Annotated in this window: 13 protein-coding genes; 4 read left to right on the forward strand and 9 right to left on the reverse strand. The window is 66.9% G+C overall.

Going from position 1 to position 15,379, the window contains the following annotated elements; translation table 11 throughout:
- Positions 1 to 53: 53 nt before the first annotated feature.
- The 4 genes from bphC to PV766_RS01785 all read right to left on the reverse strand — a co-directional run bounded on the left by bphC (position 54) and on the right by PV766_RS01785 (position 4,217).
- Positions 54 to 977 (reverse strand): biphenyl-2,3-diol 1,2-dioxygenase, encoded by a 924-nt coding sequence (gene bphC / locus PV766_RS01770; RefSeq protein ID WP_016931768.1) that lies wholly within the window; start codon positions 975 to 977, stop codon positions 54 to 56.
- Positions 978 to 1,011: 34 nt separating this feature from the next.
- Positions 1,012 to 2,190 (reverse strand): acyl-CoA dehydrogenase family protein, encoded by a 1,179-nt coding sequence (locus PV766_RS01775; RefSeq protein ID WP_064063454.1) that lies wholly within the window; start codon positions 2,188 to 2,190, stop codon positions 1,012 to 1,014.
- Between the two features lie 170 nt (positions 2,191 to 2,360).
- Positions 2,361 to 3,227 (reverse strand): alpha/beta fold hydrolase, encoded by an 867-nt coding sequence (locus tag PV766_RS01780; RefSeq protein WP_016931766.1) that lies wholly within the window; start codon positions 3,225 to 3,227, stop codon positions 2,361 to 2,363.
- A gap of 96 nt (positions 3,228 to 3,323) precedes the next feature.
- Positions 3,324 to 4,217: an IclR family transcriptional regulator gene (locus tag PV766_RS01785; protein WP_421096284.1), complete on the reverse strand. Its 894-nt coding sequence runs from the start codon at positions 4,215 to 4,217 to the stop codon at positions 3,324 to 3,326.
- A gap of 264 nt (positions 4,218 to 4,481) precedes the next feature.
- Between PV766_RS01785 and PV766_RS01790 the strand changes: the two genes are divergently transcribed.
- The 3 genes from PV766_RS01790 to PV766_RS01800 all read left to right on the forward strand — a co-directional run bounded on the left by PV766_RS01790 (position 4,482) and on the right by PV766_RS01800 (position 8,372).
- On the forward strand, positions 4,482 to 5,627 hold the full coding sequence (locus tag PV766_RS01790; RefSeq protein ID WP_064063452.1) for a 12-oxophytodienoate reductase: 1,146 nt from the start codon (positions 4,482 to 4,484) through the stop codon (positions 5,625 to 5,627).
- A 226-nt stretch (positions 5,628 to 5,853) separates the two neighbouring features.
- Positions 5,854 to 7,200, forward strand: a complete 1,347-nt coding sequence (locus PV766_RS01795; RefSeq protein ID WP_421096324.1) for an MFS transporter — start codon at positions 5,854 to 5,856, stop codon at positions 7,198 to 7,200.
- A gap of 119 nt (positions 7,201 to 7,319) precedes the next feature.
- On the forward strand, positions 7,320 to 8,372 hold the full coding sequence (locus PV766_RS01800; protein WP_129977233.1) for a ferredoxin--NADP reductase: 1,053 nt from the start codon (positions 7,320 to 7,322) through the stop codon (positions 8,370 to 8,372).
- Between the two features lie 65 nt (positions 8,373 to 8,437).
- Here the strand turns inward: PV766_RS01800 and PV766_RS01805 are convergent, their stop codons facing one another.
- From PV766_RS01805 to PV766_RS01825, 5 genes are all read right to left on the reverse strand, one after another.
- Positions 8,438 to 9,241, reverse strand: coding sequence for an SDR family NAD(P)-dependent oxidoreductase (locus PV766_RS01805; protein ID WP_016931761.1), 804 nt, complete (start codon positions 9,239 to 9,241; stop codon positions 8,438 to 8,440).
- Between the two features lie 52 nt (positions 9,242 to 9,293).
- On the reverse strand, positions 9,294 to 9,563 hold the full coding sequence (locus PV766_RS01810; RefSeq protein ID WP_081494013.1) for a hypothetical protein: 270 nt from the start codon (positions 9,561 to 9,563) through the stop codon (positions 9,294 to 9,296).
- 11 nt (positions 9,564 to 9,574) lie between these two features.
- Complete coding sequence (locus PV766_RS01815; protein WP_016931759.1) at positions 9,575 to 10,774, reverse strand: Rieske 2Fe-2S domain-containing protein; 1,200 nt, start codon at positions 10,772 to 10,774, stop codon at positions 9,575 to 9,577.
- A 164-nt stretch (positions 10,775 to 10,938) separates the two neighbouring features.
- Positions 10,939 to 12,618, reverse strand: a complete 1,680-nt coding sequence (locus PV766_RS01820; RefSeq protein WP_421096285.1) for an AMP-binding protein — start codon at positions 12,616 to 12,618, stop codon at positions 10,939 to 10,941.
- Positions 12,619 to 12,644: 26 nt separating this feature from the next.
- On the reverse strand, positions 12,645 to 13,457 hold the full coding sequence (locus PV766_RS01825) for a MaoC/PaaZ C-terminal domain-containing protein (RefSeq protein WP_129977237.1): 813 nt from the start codon (positions 13,455 to 13,457) through the stop codon (positions 12,645 to 12,647).
- Between the two features lie 237 nt (positions 13,458 to 13,694).
- Between PV766_RS01825 and PV766_RS01830 the strand changes: the two genes are divergently transcribed.
- A complete protein-coding gene (locus tag PV766_RS01830) occupies positions 13,695 to 15,374 on the forward strand; it encodes a class I adenylate-forming enzyme family protein (protein WP_016931756.1) in 1,680 nt (559 codons plus the stop codon).
- Positions 15,375 to 15,379: the final 5 nt, after the last annotated feature.

The following is a 15,379-nucleotide window of genomic DNA, read 5'->3' on the forward strand; positions in this document are numbered from 1 at the left end:
ACGGCGTCGTACGCCGTGGCATCGTCGGAAGGTATCCGGGTGGACGAACTCGATCAGCCCACCGGAGGCGAGAACGCCGCGAGCGGTTCGGAACCCGACCAGTCGTGGCCCCAGTAGCTGTCCGCGGTGATTTCCTCTGCGGTGTAGAAGGCCTCGTCGACGAGCATCCCCTCCGTGCCGAACTCGATGTCCCATCCGCCCGGAGCCCGGACATAGAACGAGACCATCTTGTCGTTGGTGTGGCGGCCCAGCGTCGACGAGATCGAGAAACCGAGCTTGTTCACCCGATCGAGGGCCTGACCGACCGCGTCGAGGGTGTCGACCTCGAGCATCAGATGCACGAGACCGGGCGCGCTCCCGGGCGGGGCCGGGCACAGCGCGAGGCTGTGATGGCGGCGGTTGACGCCGAGGAAACGCACTCGCCGGACCGGCGGGGGGGCCGAGAGTCCGCCGAGCCGGGTCGCTCCGCGCGGGAGGAAACCGAGCACCTCGGTGTAGAACTCGTAGGACTCGGCGAAGGCTGCGGTGGGCAGGACGACATGTCCGAGCCCTTCCTCACCGGTGTGGAAGGTGCCACCGAAAGGCGTCACGATCGGGCTGTGGTCGAGCACCGGCCCGAAGAAGACCTCGGTGCGAGTTCCGCCCGGGTCGTCGAAAGCGATGACCTGCTCGGCGTCGCGGTAGGTGGACTCTTCCTCCGAGAGCACCTCCACCTCGATACCGGCCTTCTCGACCGCCTCGCGCACGCGGCGGAGAGCGAACTCGTCGCGCACCTCCCAGCCCACGGCGAGCGCCTTGTCGACCTCGCCGGGAAGCACGATCAGACGTGCACGGCGCTCGTCGATACGCAGGTAGAGACCGTCGGCCTCGGGCCCGGTACCGACCGCCATGCCGAGCCCGTCGACGACGAGTTCTCGCCACCGAGTGATGTCTGTGGTCTGGATCCTGAGATAACCCAGGCCCCGGATGTCCGTCATATCCGAATATTCCTTCGCCGTCAGTGGTGTGATGTCAGATCATCGACCGCATCATGCCCTGCGGCTCCTCGCCGAGCTGGCAGAGCGTCGCGGCATGGAAGATGGATCCGGGCACGTGGATGGCGTGGCTCAGACCCGCGTGGGCGTCGCGCCAGAAGCGCTGCAGCGGATTGCTCAACTGCAGTGCGCCACCGCCGGCACGGCCGAAGATCTCGTCGACCGCTGCCACGGCCCGCCAAGCGGCGGCCGTCTGCGTGCGCCGGCCGATGGCGCGCTGTTCGAAGGTGACCTCCACGCCCTTCTCCGTCAGATCCCAGAAACGATCGACGGTCTCGAGGATGGCGGCCCGGGACGCGGCGATCTCCGCGGCAGCGTTGCCGAGGGACGACAAGACGTAGGGATCCTGCTTGATGGCCGTGCCGGACACCGTGACCCGCTCACGCTGCGACTCGATGTAGCAGTTCAGAGCGCCCTCGGCGATACCGATGAGCGACGAGGTGATACCGAGCGGGAAGATGCACGAGAACGGGAACTTGTAGAGCGTTTCGTCCCGGCCGGCGTCCTGCCATGCCACACCGCCCATGACGCGCTCCGCGCGCAGGGTGCGGTACTCGGGGAGGAAGGCATCCTTGACGATGAGGTCCTTGGATCCGGTGCCACGCAGACCGACCACGTTCCAGCTCTCGTGGTCGATGGTGTAATCGGACCGCGGCAGGAGCACGTGCAGGCTCTGTGGCGGGTTGAGCCGGTTGCCGTCCTTGTCGCCGACGGCCGCGCCGATCATCACCCAGTCGCAGTGATCGGTGCCCGAGGAGAACGACCAGCGGCCGTTGAGGATGTACCCGCCGTCGACGGGGGTCGCGACACCCATCGGCGCGTACGGGGAGGCGATCCAGGTGTCGGGATTCTCGCCCCACACCTCTTCCTGCGCCTTCGGGTCGAAGAAGGCCATCTCCCACGGGTGCACACCGACGATGCCGCTGACCCAGCCGGTCGCGCCGTCCATCGCACCGATGGCCATGGCCGTCTCCGCGAATTCCCGCGGGTGCGCTTCGAGACCGCCGAATTCCTTCGGCTGCAGGAGCCGGATGACACCGGCGTCACGGAGTCTTTTTGCGCTGCGGTCGGTCAGACGCATGAGGGTGTCGCCTTCGGCGCCGTCCGCGCGGATTTCGTCTGCGAACTCCGAAACGGAGTCGAGCACCTGTCCCATGATCTCTCCAGCTCTGTGAGGGTGACGCCCCCGGTACGGCATGGTGAGCGTCGGTTCCGTTGGCGCTTACGGTCCCAGGAGAACGGTTCTCGTATCGTGGATTTTCCACTGAGCGGGAACCGCTCGGCCGGCGCCGAGGGTTCCCGGCGGGGACCCTCGGCGACCGGTGCCTAGGAGTCTTCTCGGGTGAGGAACGCGAGCACGGTCGACAGCCATGCCTCGCGTGCTTCGATCATCGTCCAGTGCCCGCAATTGGGGAACACGTGCAGTTCACCCCGGCGCAGCTCGCGCATCGGGAGCATTCCCATGTCCACGGGACTGACCCGGTCGTCCCGGCCCCAGGTGAGCAGGGTCGGCGCGGTGATCTTGTGCAGCTGAGCCCAGTACGGGGTGGCGTCGGAAGCGGCCGCGGCCTTCGCGGAGGCGGCGAAAGCAGCAGTGCTGTACATACGCCGCGCGATCTCGAGGGTCTTCGGTTCGGTGGCGAGTGCCCACCGCTCCTCGATGAGTTCCTCGGTGATGATCGCCGGGTCGTACACCATGGAACGCAGCCAGCGGACGAGCTTCTCCCGGGTCGGATCGTCGGTGAACTCCATGAGCAACCGGATGCCCTCGCCGGGGGACGGAGCGAAGACCGACCGTCCCGCCCCTCCGATGGTGACCAGCTTCTTCACCCGATCGGGCTGGGCGATGGCGAATTGCGTTCCGACGATTCCGCCCATCGAGTTACCGATGACGGAGACCCGGTCGAGGCCGAGTCCGTCGAGGAAGTCCGTCACGGCCACCGACGCCATCGCCATCGGGTGGCCCTCGCACGGATCGCTCACTCCGAAGCCCGGAAATTCCAGGACCAGGCAGCGGAAGTGCTCCGCGAGATCGGCGAGCACACCTCGGTAGTTCCGCCAACCGGTGACACCCGGCCCGGATCCGTGGAGCAGCAGGAGCGGTTCACCCTGGCCCGCTTCGTGATACCGGAGGGTGCCGCGGTCGGTCGCGAGTTCCCTCGCCGTGGTCTCGAAACTCAATTGCGTCGTCATACCGACGAGGTTTCCAGTGATCCCACTCACGTCGCGCGTACGCTCCCGATCACCGGGATGCCCCGAGCAGGGACCGGGGGTGCGGGCGTATGAGTGTTACATCCAGCCGTCGGACTGCGTTGCGAGCATGCGTTCCATGACCTGCGGTGACCACGACGCATCCGCCGCCCGAGCGGCACGATTGCGGCGGGGGGTGCTCAGTTCGGGGTACAGCGTGCGGGAGATGTCCCGGACGGCGTTGGCGACCAGCGGTGCAATGCGTTCGAGGTGTCCGGGGCGGGTGGGCCCGCACAGGGAGATCGCGGCGACGGGCGACGCAGGGCTGCGGATCGCGGCGCCCACGCAGGACATACCGGCGGTGGCCTCGCCGGTTTCGAAGGCCAGGCCGTGACGGCGGCGGATCCGGTTGAGTTCGAGATGCAGGGTCGACAGGTCGGTGATGGTCCGCTCCGTGCGCGGGGGCAGTTGCGGACCCACGTAGAGAGCATCGACCTGCTCGGGTTCGAGACCTGCGAGCAGTGCCTTACCGCCGGCGGTGGCATAGGCGGGTGCGCGTCCCCCGACACGGGAGGGCAGCGCTGCGGCGAGCTGACCACCGATCTTGTCGAGGTAGACGCAGTCGCGACCGTCGAGCACGGACAGGTGCGCGACCATGCCCGTCGTCATGTGCAGTTCGTGGAGCAGGGGCGCCGCCGCCTCGCGGATGCGGATGTGCCCGCCGTCGCCCTCACCCATGGTCTTGGCGCGGCGACCGAGGCAGTACCCGAAGGATGCGTGGTCGATCCAGTCGAGCCGTACCATCTGGTCGAGGATGCGGTGGACCGTCGAGCGCGGCAGGTGAGTGCGGCACGCGACTTCCTCGAGGGTGAGCCTGGAGGACATGTCGTCGAACGCGTCGAGAATGAGGGTCATACGTTCGACCATCGACGCGGGCAGTTCGCGCTTCGATGCCTGGGAGACCTGCGCATGTTGCGAGTCGGACATCGCCACCCTTTCTCCGAACCTGGTCACCCACCACAGCGACGAAACTGAAATTGATTCTTGTGGGCGCTCTCCAGAGTACTCGATGGTGACCTGTTGCACAATTCTCGTTGAGCGGACACCCCGCGGGCCGGACGTCCTCGCCGCTCCCTCCGCGCGTCTCACTGAGCAGGAGATACTCGGCCTCGCGGCTCGGACTGTGGGTACAACCGAGGCGCGGGCCGAATCCGCCCTGCAGCCGTCATCCTACGAGTCGAAAGAGCCGAGACCGCGATGCCAGAAACCGAGTCCCCCCTCTTCCGCCCCCTGACGGTGCGCTCTCTCGAGCTCCGCAACCGCATCGTGATGTCCCCGATGACCCGCTCCTACTCGCCGGGTGGCGTGCCCGGTGCGGACGTCGTCGAGTACTACCGACGCCGGGCCGCGGGCGGTACCGCCCTGATCGTCACCGAGGGTGTCGCCATCGACCACCCGACGGCGGTCGACAACTCGCGGGTGCCGCACATGTACGGCGAAGCAGCCCTCGAAGGCTGGCGCCGCGTCGTCGATGCCGTCCACGCCGAAGGTGGACGTATCGTTCCTCAGCTCTGGCATGTCGGCCCCCTCTGGGGGGCGATGACCGCCGATGTCGATCCCGCTCTCACCCCCATGCGGCCGTCCGGTATCTGGGGCGAGCTCGGCGTCACGTCCTACGGGAAGAGCTACGTCGAACGGGCATCCGCCCCCACACGGGCCATGACCCTCGAGGACATCGAGCAGGTCGTCGCCGCCTACGCCGACGCCGCCGCCGCGGCGGCCCGGGTCGGCTTCGACGGCATCGCCCTGCACGGAGGGCACGGTTACCTGCTCGACTCGTTCCTCTGGGAGGGAACGAATCTCCGTGACGACGAATGGGGCGGAGACCTCACGCGCCGCACCCGCTTCCCTGCTGCGGTTGTCGCCGCGATCCGCTCGCGCATCGGCGACGACCTGCCGATCTTCTACCGGTTCTCACAGCACAAGCAGCAGAACTACGAAGCGCGGATCGCCCACACGCCGGACGAGCTGAAAGCCGTCCTCACGCCGTTGGCCGAAGCAGGTGTCGACGTGTTCGACGCGAGCATCCGACGTTTCGACATGCCGGCATTCGAAGGCAGCGACCTCACGCTCGCGGGCTGGGCGAAGAAGGTCACCGGAGCACTCTCGATGGCGGTGGGCAGCGTGGGAATCGCGACCTCCTTGCGCGAGAGCCGCCTGCAGGGCAGTGCGCCCGTGCGCAACAACGTCCCCGAACTCGAACGACGTTTGGGCGAAGACGAATTCGACCTGATCGCCATCGGACGTCTGCATCTGGCCGACCCGGCGCTCGCAACGACCCTGCGCACCGGTGCCGAGCTGCCCGAGTTCGATCGCACGGTGCACGAGGCCGCACTCATCTGATCTCCGGCACGCGGTCCCGCTCATCGGGATCACAGAGCGGGACGACTCTCACCTGCTCTAGAAAGTGATCCGAGACACTCCCATTCGTGGGTCGGGAACCGCGGCCCGAGATCGGGCCGCCGAGAGTATGGAATGTGCTGTGACGTCCTACGCCAACGAACTCTCCCACTCGGAATCCGTGACCCGCACAGGCCGGGGTCGGTTCGACCGGCGGCAACCGGTGTGGGTGATCGTGTCGGTTCTGATCGCCGTCGAGATCATCAGTGCGTTCGAAACATCCATGATGTTCGCCGCGATTCCGACGCTCATCACCGAATTCGGTAGCGACGCATCGACGGTCGGGTGGGCCGTGACGGCCTTCCTGCTCGTGTCCGCGGCATCCGCCGCGGTGTGCGGGCGGCTCGGCGACATGTACGGCCGGGAACGAATCCTGATGATCCTTCTCGCCGTCGCGGCGGTGGGCTCGACGATCAGCGCCGTCGGTGACAGCCTCACCAGTATCATCGTCGGTCGCGCGATCCAGGGCGTGGCCGGTGCGATTCTGCCGTTGTGCATCGGACTGGCACGCGAACACCTTCCGGTCGAGCGCGTTCCCGTCGCGGTGGCACTGATCTCCGGTTCCGCCGTCGCCGCGGGTTCGGCGTCGCTGCTCGTCGCCGGCCTGCTGATCGACAACGCAAGCTGGCACATGATCTTCGTCGTGGCGGCCGTCTATGCGCTCTTCGCGCTGCTGCTCGTCTGGTTCGTCCTTCCCTGGCGCCGCCCCACCGGGACCTCCGAGAAGATCGACTACCTCGGAGCGGTGGGCTTCGCCGGTGCTGTCGCCGCGATCCTGCTCGGTGTCAACAAGTCCCAGGCGTGGGGTTGGTCCGATGCGCGCACCCTGGGCCTCATCCTCGGTGGCACCGTCGCACTGGTCCTGTTCGTGCGGTGGGAACTCCGGATCCCCTCCCCCATCATCAACGTGCGCCTGTTCACCGATCGCAAGTTCTCCCTCACGATGCTGGCCACCGTGGCGATCGCGGCAGGACCACTGGGTGTGATCACCATGATCATCCCGATCATCATGCAGACGCCCTCGACCGGCGGCTTCGGCCTCGGTCTCAGCGCGACGCACGCAGGCTGGCTGTCGTTCATCGGCTCTCTGTTCGGCTTCGTGTGCACCCCGCTGAGCGGACGGATCTCCGCCGCAGTGGGTTCACGGGTGTCGATGCTGCTCGGTACCGGCCTCTTCGTCGTCGGAACCGTCGTCATGCTCACGGCACACCACTCCGTGGTCGCCATGACCGCGATGGTCGTGGTGGTCTCCGTCGCCACCGCCTTCGCCTACACGGCAATTCCCAATCTGATCGTCGAGGCAGTGCCCGAGCACAACACGAGCGAGACGACCGGCACGAACGCCGTGCTGCGCACCGCGGGCCAGGGTGTCGGTACGTCGATCGCCACCATGCTGCTCGCCTTCGCGGCGACCCCACTCGCCGGAATCAACATGGTCGGTGTCATGCTCATCGTCCTGTCCGTGGTCACGATCGGGATCACCGTGCTGATCCCCCGCACCGCACGCGCCGCCTGATCCCGAACAGCCTGTCTCCTCCCGGTGTCCCGATTACCGGGAGGAGACGCGCGTGTGTATCGGGCGGCGTTCTACCGTGGTCCGATCGAAAATTGTTGTATCGAAGGGAACCCGCTGCGATGACAGCCGTCCAGGCACCGGTCAGTTCACGTTCCGCTGTGCTGACCGTCAGTGCAGTCGTCCAGGAGACCGCAGACGCGTGTTCACTGGTGTTCGACGTACCACAGGATCGCCGCGCGGACTTCACCTACAAGCCCGGCCAGTTCCTGACCTTGCGCATCCCCAGCGAGGTGACGGGTTCCGTGGCTCGGTGCTATTCCCTGGCGAGCTCACCGCACGCCGACGAACCGCTCAAGGTCACGGTCAAGCGCACCGCCGACGGATACGGCTCGAACTGGCTGTGCGACAACATCACCGCCGGCCAGAGCATCGAGGTGCTGCCTCCCGCAGGAGTCTTCACCCCGGTCGACCTCACCGAGAAGCTCGTACTGTTCGCCGGCGGAAGCGGGATCACCCCCGTCATGTCGATCCTCAAGTCGGCACTGCACAGCGGAAACCGTAATGTGGTGGTGATCTACGGCAATCGTGACGAGAAGTCGGTCATCTTCGCCGAAGAACTCCGTGAGCTCGCCGCACGACACTCCGACGCCCTCACCGTCGTCCACTGGCTCGAGAGCGTGCAGGGCCTGCCGTCCCCGCAGCAGCTCGCGACCTTGATCTCCTCCTTCGCCGATCACCGCGCGTACATGTGCGGGCCCGGCCCGTTCATGGACACCGTCCGTAACAGCCTGCTCCTGGCGGGTGTCCCCAAGGACCGGATCCACGCCGAGGTCTTCACCTCGCTGTCCGGCGATCCGTTCGCCGACGTCCCCCTCGTCGAGATCGACGAGTCGGATGCCGACGCGACCTCTGCGACAGTGCAACTCGACGGCGAGGAGCACGAGCTCGTGTGGCCGCGCAGCGCCACTCTGGTGGACATCATGCTGTCCAAGGGCCTGGACGTGCCGTATTCGTGCCGTGAGGGCGAGTGCGGATCGTGCGCGTGCACCGTCGTCGAAGGAGAGGTGGACACCCCGCCCTCCGCGATTCTCGACGAGGAGGACATCGCCAACGGTTACGTCCTCGCGTGCCAGGCCCGGCCGAAGAGCAAGAACGTGCGCATCGACTTCTGAGTCCCCCACAACGAGATCGTCCCCGGATGCCGTGAGGCACCCGGGGACGATCCGTATGTGGTGGATCAGCGATTGAGCAGTGCCCGCATCGCTGCCGCGGCACCGTGGACGAGCTTGTCGCGAGGGAACCCGCTGCGCTTGACCGCGGCCTCGTAGTTGCCGCCCGCGACCCATACGGGACCGTCCTGGAGGTGTTCGAGACCCTCGCGCGCGACATCCTCCGGCTCGGCGACGAGCATCCCGGGAATGTCGAAGTTCAGACCCGCGCGCACCATCGCGGGCGTACGGGTCACACCGAGGACGAGTTCGACGACGTGCACACCGTGCGGCGCGAGTTCGAGCCACAGGCTCTCGGCGAAGACGCGGCTGAACGCCTTCGATGCCGCGTAGATGCTCTGATGCTCGGCTCCCATGTACCCGGAGAGCGATCCGAGCAGCATGATGCCACCGCGACCGCGTTCCTTCATCGGTCCACCGAACAGATGCGACAACTCGACCTGACGGTGGACGTTGAGTTCGATCACACCGCGGAATCCGTCGATGTCACCGGTGACGAACTCGTGGCCGTAGCTGTTGGCGCCGGCGTTGAAGATGAACAGCCCGACCTCGATGTCCTCGGTCGCCCGGCGGATCTGGTCCACCGCGTCGTCGTCGAGGAGGTCCAGCGCGAGAGTGCGCACCTGCACGCCGTTGCTGCGCGCCTTGTCCGCCGTCTCCTCGAGAGGTCCCGGCTTACGGGCGATGAGCACGAGATCGAATCCCGCGCGGCTCAGTTCGTCGGCGAACGCCGCACCGACACCTTCGGATCCGCCGGCGATGACGGCCCACGGGCCGTAGTGCGAGCGATCGAGGTCGAGACGTTCGGTCATGATCGGGTCCTTACGGGAAGTAGTCGGAAAACGAGAGTTCGGTGCGTGGACGTCAGTGCACGATGGGAGGTTTGATCGGGGTGTCGTCGAACACCTCGATGACGCCCGCGGTGGCCGCCCGGGTGATCGCCGCATCCAGATGCGGGCACGACATCCGGGGCGCGCCGGGGCGGCCGTCGCGACCGTCGTCGTCCTGAACGACAGGACAACGACGGCGCGCGTCGGCGTTCCACTGGATGGACGTGTGCTCCCAGCTGTTCTTCTGGACCAGCACCTGCGCGGCGCATTCGCCGCACCGCAACGGCTCCATCCGGTTCTGCATGTTCTCCGCTCCTAGTCCGCGGTGGTGGACTGCTGCGCGCCGGCCTGTTCGGCAGCGCCGGCTCCGTCGAGGGCGGTCTTGCGAGCGATGTTCTCCTCGACCTCCTTCATCCAGGCCGCCACCGGACGGGTGGTGTCCATCTCGAATTCGAAGCGGTCGGTCATTTCCGGCTTGACGTCCTCGACGTCCACATAGAACTGCTCGTACCAGCGACGCAACTGGTAGACGGGGCCGTCCTCCTCGCACAGGAGCGGGTTGTCGATGCGCGTCTTGTTCCGCCAGATCTCGATGTCCTGCTCGAAGCCCTTGGCGATGAAGGTCCCGAACTGCTGAGCGGTCTGCAAGGCCTGCTCGCCTTCGAGACGGTCGGACTTCTTGACGATCATGCCGTACATCAGCACGAACTTGTCCTGGGAGACCGGATAGTGGCAGTTGATCAGAACCGACTCGACGTCGTACCCCTCGTACTGGTAGACGAGGTCGTCGATCATGAAGGACGGTCCGAAATAGCTCGCATCCGAGCGGCTGCCCAGCATCTTCGGCTGTCCGGCCGCATGCGGACGGGCATCTTCTCGGGCCTGACCGCGCATGAACTGGCTCGCCACCTGCCCTTCGAAGACGTTCTTGAAGTACGTCGGGAAGGAGTAGTGCACATAGAAGAAGTGCGCCATGTCGACGATGTTGTCGATGATCTCACGGCAGTTCGTGTCGACCTCGGTGGTGTACCAGACCCAGTCGGTCCACTCGTCGCTCGTCGCACCTTCGATGCGCGGGATGGTCACGTCGGCCGGCGGCGGGTTCCCCTGCGGGTCGTGCCACACGAAGAGCATGCCGTCCTGGTCGAGGGTGTGCCATGCGCGGGTCTTCGCGATCGGAGGAACTCGCCGCGCATACGGGATGTTCTTGCAGCGACCGTTGCCGCCCCAGCGCCAATCGTGGAAGGGACACGCGATCTCGTCGCCCTTGACGGTGCCCCGGCTGAGGTCCCCGCCCATGTGCCGGCAGTACGCGTCGAGGATCTTGATCTCGTCGTTGCTGTCGGCCCACACCACGAGCTTGGTGCCGAAGGCCTCGACCGAGTGGGGCTTGCCGTCCTTGAAGTCCTTCGACAGACCCAGGCAGTGCCAGCCCCGGGCGAAGCGGGCGGGAGTCGACCCGGCGACGATCTCACGGATCTCGGATTGTTCGGAAGTGCCGAGGCTCACGGTCATCCGTCCTTTCGGGAGGAAGGGAAGCGTTGGGGTTCAGGCGGCGGAGTCCGATGAAGCGTTCCGTCGCTATACGACCTGCACGCTAGGTGATCGGAATCACCCCTGATGAGGGCATCTCACTGGTCGAGACCTCCGCCGGTGCCGGAAACGAAGGCCCCCTGCGATCACGCGACCGTAGCGGGCTCCGCGGTCGGCAACAGGGCCGCCCGGCCGTTGGCGACGAACTCCTGCTCGATGCGCGCTCGCGCCTCGTCGTCGAGCAGAACGTACTCCGGCGTCCGTCCGACACGCACGTAGACCGGATCGGTGGTGTTCCACGCCACCGCCCGCAGCGGTGCCTTGTTCACCTTGTTGCTCCCCGTCAGCGGGATCTGTGCGGTGACGCGCACGAACCGCGGCCACCACTTGTCACCCATGTCGGGCTGCTCGGCGAGGACGGCCCCGAACACCGCCGGATCGAACTCCGCGCCGGGGTCGAGTTCGACGGCGCACATGACCTGATCCCCGGTGGTCGGATCGGGCACGGCGAAGACCGGGGCGGACAGGATGCCCGGAACCCGGAGAACGATTCGTTCGACGGGGGCGGCGGAGAAGTTCTCGCTGTCGACACGGAGCCAGTCGGAGGATCTGCCCGCGAAGTAGAAGAAGTCGTTCTCGTCGCGGTATCCGAGGTCTCCCGACCAGAAGTCGTTCCCCTTGATCCGGTCGGCCATCGCCTCGGGGTTCTTGTAGTAGCCCTCGAAGGTGTGTGCGGTGTTGCAGGCGACGATCTGGCCGACGGCCTCACTGTTGAGGAGACGACCCGACTCGTCGAAGCGTGCGCGGGGACATTCCTTGCCCGTGGCCTCGTCGAGAATGCGGACGTCGACGTCACCGACGGCGACTCCGAGCGAACCGGCCGGGGTGTCCGGGGTGCGGTTGATGCGGAAGACCCCCTCGCTCATGCCGTAGCCTTCGACGACCGTGCACCCGAAACGTTCGGAGAAGCGGGCCACGTCGGCCTCGGACGCCTCGGTGCCGAACGCCAATTCCAGGGTGCTCGTGCGGTCGCGGGGGTCTTCGGGACGGCTCAGGACATACGACAGTGCCCGTCCCACGTAGTTGACGAAGGTGGCGCCGTAGCGGTGGATGTCGTCGGAGAACCGGCTTGCGGAGAACTTCCGGATGAGGCAGACGGTCGCACCGGCCCGCATGGCCGTGCCGAGGTTGAGCATGACCGCGTTGCCGTGGAAGAGCGGCATGCACAGATAGGCGACCGAATCCTCGCGCATGCGCACACGCTCGGTGAGCGGCCCGAGAAGGCGGGCCAATCGTCCCTGCCCGACGATGACGGCCTTCGGCGCACCGGTGGACCCGGAACTGAACAGCAGCAGCGCGATGTCGTCGGCGGACGGGATCGTCTCCGGCAGGTCTGCACCGCGGAACGGCTCGAGGAACTGCCCGTACCGCGCGTCGTCGATGTCGTAGATCCTGTCGTCGGCGAGACCGTGATCGACGCCCTCGAGCAGGTGCGCGAGCCGGGATTCGGTGATCACCAGGTCGATATCCGCGTGCCGGATGTCCCGGGCGATCTCCGGGCCGCTACGGCTGGCGTTGATGCCCACGACTGCCGCCCCGGCCATCGCGCCGGCGCCGATCCAGAAGACGAAGTCGGGGACGTTCTCGAGCAGCACCCCGATGTGGCGCTGCCGATCTGCGGGAGCAGGCACGGTCGCGATGAGCGCGGCGGCACGATCCGAGCTCTCCTGCACCACCTCGTCCCAGGTCCACTGCCGGTCCTCGAAACGCAACCCCACCTTCGGGTCACCGTGACGAGCGCGCACTACTTCTGCGAACGTGTCCAAGTCTTTCCTCCAGACGGTTGTGGCAATCAAGCGAATACGGCGCGACCGCCGGACAGGACGGAACCGGTCTCCGTGACGACGTCGAACCGGGCGTCCGCGGCATCACCCCAGGCGCGCACCTGCGCGGTGTCGCCGGGGAAGACGGGGGCCGCGAACCGGCCGAACAACGTCGTGAGGTCGGCGGGGTGGACCCCGAGCATGCGTGCGAGCGGCAACGTCGCGGCGGCCAACGTGCACAGTCCGTGCAGGATGGGGCGGGGCTGCCCGATCCGCGCCGCGGCGTCGGGATCGATGTGGATGTGGTGCCGGTCACCGGTCAGCCGATAGAGAACGGCCTGATCCGGGCTGGTCACGAGGGTGCCGACGAGGTCGGCGTCACCCTCCGGCGCCGCCGGTGCCGACGGCCCGCGTTCGCCGCCGAAGCCGCCCGCTCCGGGCGCGAACAACGACCACGTCGCGACGAAGAAGTCGCTCTCCACGACGACCTCGAAGACGGCCGCCCGGCCCTTGTCCCAGACCTCCCCCACGCGCGCGGACATCGTGATCTGCCCTGATCGCGGCAACGGCGCGCGAACCTCGAGACTCTGGGAACCGTGGAGCGCGGTGCTCGTGTCGAATGCGCCGAGCGCACCGAGCGCATCCGGCGCCCACTGGGCGAGGGTCAGCGCGAAGGTCGGCAGTACCCGCAACCGGTCCTCGAACACGAGGTCGAGGTCGGTCGCGCCGGCCCCCACGGCAAGCGCGTACAGGATCGCGTCCCGTTCGTCGTAACCGATCGTGCGGGTGCCCAGATCGTGGCCGCGCCACTGCGCGGGCGACGACGCGGTCGTTGCGGTCATGCGGATGGAAGTCCTTTCTCACAGAGGGCGCCGGGCGGCGGCCCGACCGAGACAGGACCTCGCTTCCCACAGACGCCCAGGTCACAGGCTAAAGAGACCGGTGGTGCCCGTCACCGCCCGTCCCACTCACCGGTACATTCGAAGCCGGGGTGACCGGCCGTGAGATTCTGGCGGTACGCACTGGATGGAGGAGGGGACGTTCGTGAAGCGTGCAGGGGAACAGATGGGATTCGAGCGATGACCATCCCCTCCGATCCCTCCCACTACGTCGATCAGCTCGTGTCGCGACTGACCGGTCCGGGCGGCGAGTTCGAAATCGCGGTACAGGACGTCCTGGGTACCGAGATGCCCGTCATGCGCAAGCGCGATCTCGCCGTCGCGGATCTGCTCTCCCAGTCCCTCGTCTGGGGCGACCGCGAGTACCTGGTCACGTCCGATCGGCGCATCACGTTCGCCGAGAATGCGCGCATGTCCTACGCCCTCGCGGCCGCACTGCACGAGCGATACGGGGTGCGGACGGGCGACCGCGTGGCGATCCTGTCGGCGAACCGGATCGAATGGATCACCGCGTTCTGGGCGACGCAGGCTCTCGGCGCGATCTCGGTGGGCCTGAACGCCTGGTGGGTGCAGCCGGAACTCGAGTTCGGTATCCACCACTCCCGGCCCCGGGTGCTCTTCGTCGACGGTCCCCGCGCTGCCGCCGTGGCCGGCATCGACCGCGCACGGACCGTGGTGCTGTCGATCGAGGAGGACCTGCCGCGCCTCATCGCCGAATTCGACGGCGCGCAACCGCCTCCCCCGCGGGTCGCCGAGGACGATCCGGCCGTCCTCCTGTACACCTCCGGCACGAGTGGTGATCCGAAGGGTGCGCTGCACTCCCAGCGCAATCTGCTGGCGGTGGTCGACTACCACCGGTACCTCGACGCGATCACGACGATCTGGACCGGCGGCACCTACACCCGGGCCACGCCGTCGGATGCCCGGTATCTGCTGACATCCTCGCTGTTCCACATCACGAGCCTGCACAACACGATCGTGCCCCGCCTGGCCACCGGCAGCACCGTGGTGATGAACCAAGGGTGGTTCGGAGTACGCCCCGTCCTCGAACTCATCGAGTCCGAGCAGGTCACGCACTGGATGGCCGTGCCGTCGATGGCGGCGCGAATGCTCGAGGACGAGGACCTCGACGGCTACGACCTCACCTCCCTCACGCGGTTCACCCTGTCGTCGGAGCCGCTGACACCCGAGTTCAAACAGCAGCTGCGCGAACGGCTTCCGTTCGGCCGGCAAGCGATGGTCGACAGCTACACCATCACCGAATGCAGTACCTCGATCGCGGTGGCCTCCGCCGCGGAACTCGAGCAGTATCCGGGCACGGTGGGCGCACCGATCATCACCGTGAGCCTCGAGATCCGGGATCAGACGGGCGCGTGGCTGCCCGACGGGCATGTGGGTGAGGTGTGTGTCCGCAGCCCCTTCGTGATGTTGGGCTACTGGGACGACGAAGCAGCGACGGCGGAGGCCATCACCCCCGACCGCTGGTTGCGCACAGGGGATTTCGGTTTCGTGGAGGACGGCCGGTTGCGCCTGGTGGGCCGGCGGGCGGATCTGATCCATCAGAACGGCGAGAACGTCTATCCCTCGGAGGTCGAACGCGTGCTGGCCCAGCACCCGGCCGTCCGCGAGTGCCTGGTGACCGGCGTGCCCCACCCCGAATGGGGGCAGGAGGTCGCCGCGGTGGTCGCGCTCGTCGAGGGCTCCTCGGTCACCTCCGAGGAACTGACGACCTTCGCTTCCGAGCATCTCGCCTACTTCAAGGTCCCGACGCAGTGGACACTGACCCGCAGTCTGCTGCCGCGCAACGCCACCGGAAAGATCATCCGCAAGCGCTGGCGGGACACCCACGGACCCTGGTGACCCCC

This window comes from Rhodococcus sp. As11 (genome assembly GCF_048957735.1).
GTDB classification, from domain to species: Bacteria; Actinomycetota; Actinomycetes; order Mycobacteriales; family Mycobacteriaceae; genus Rhodococcus; species Rhodococcus gordoniae.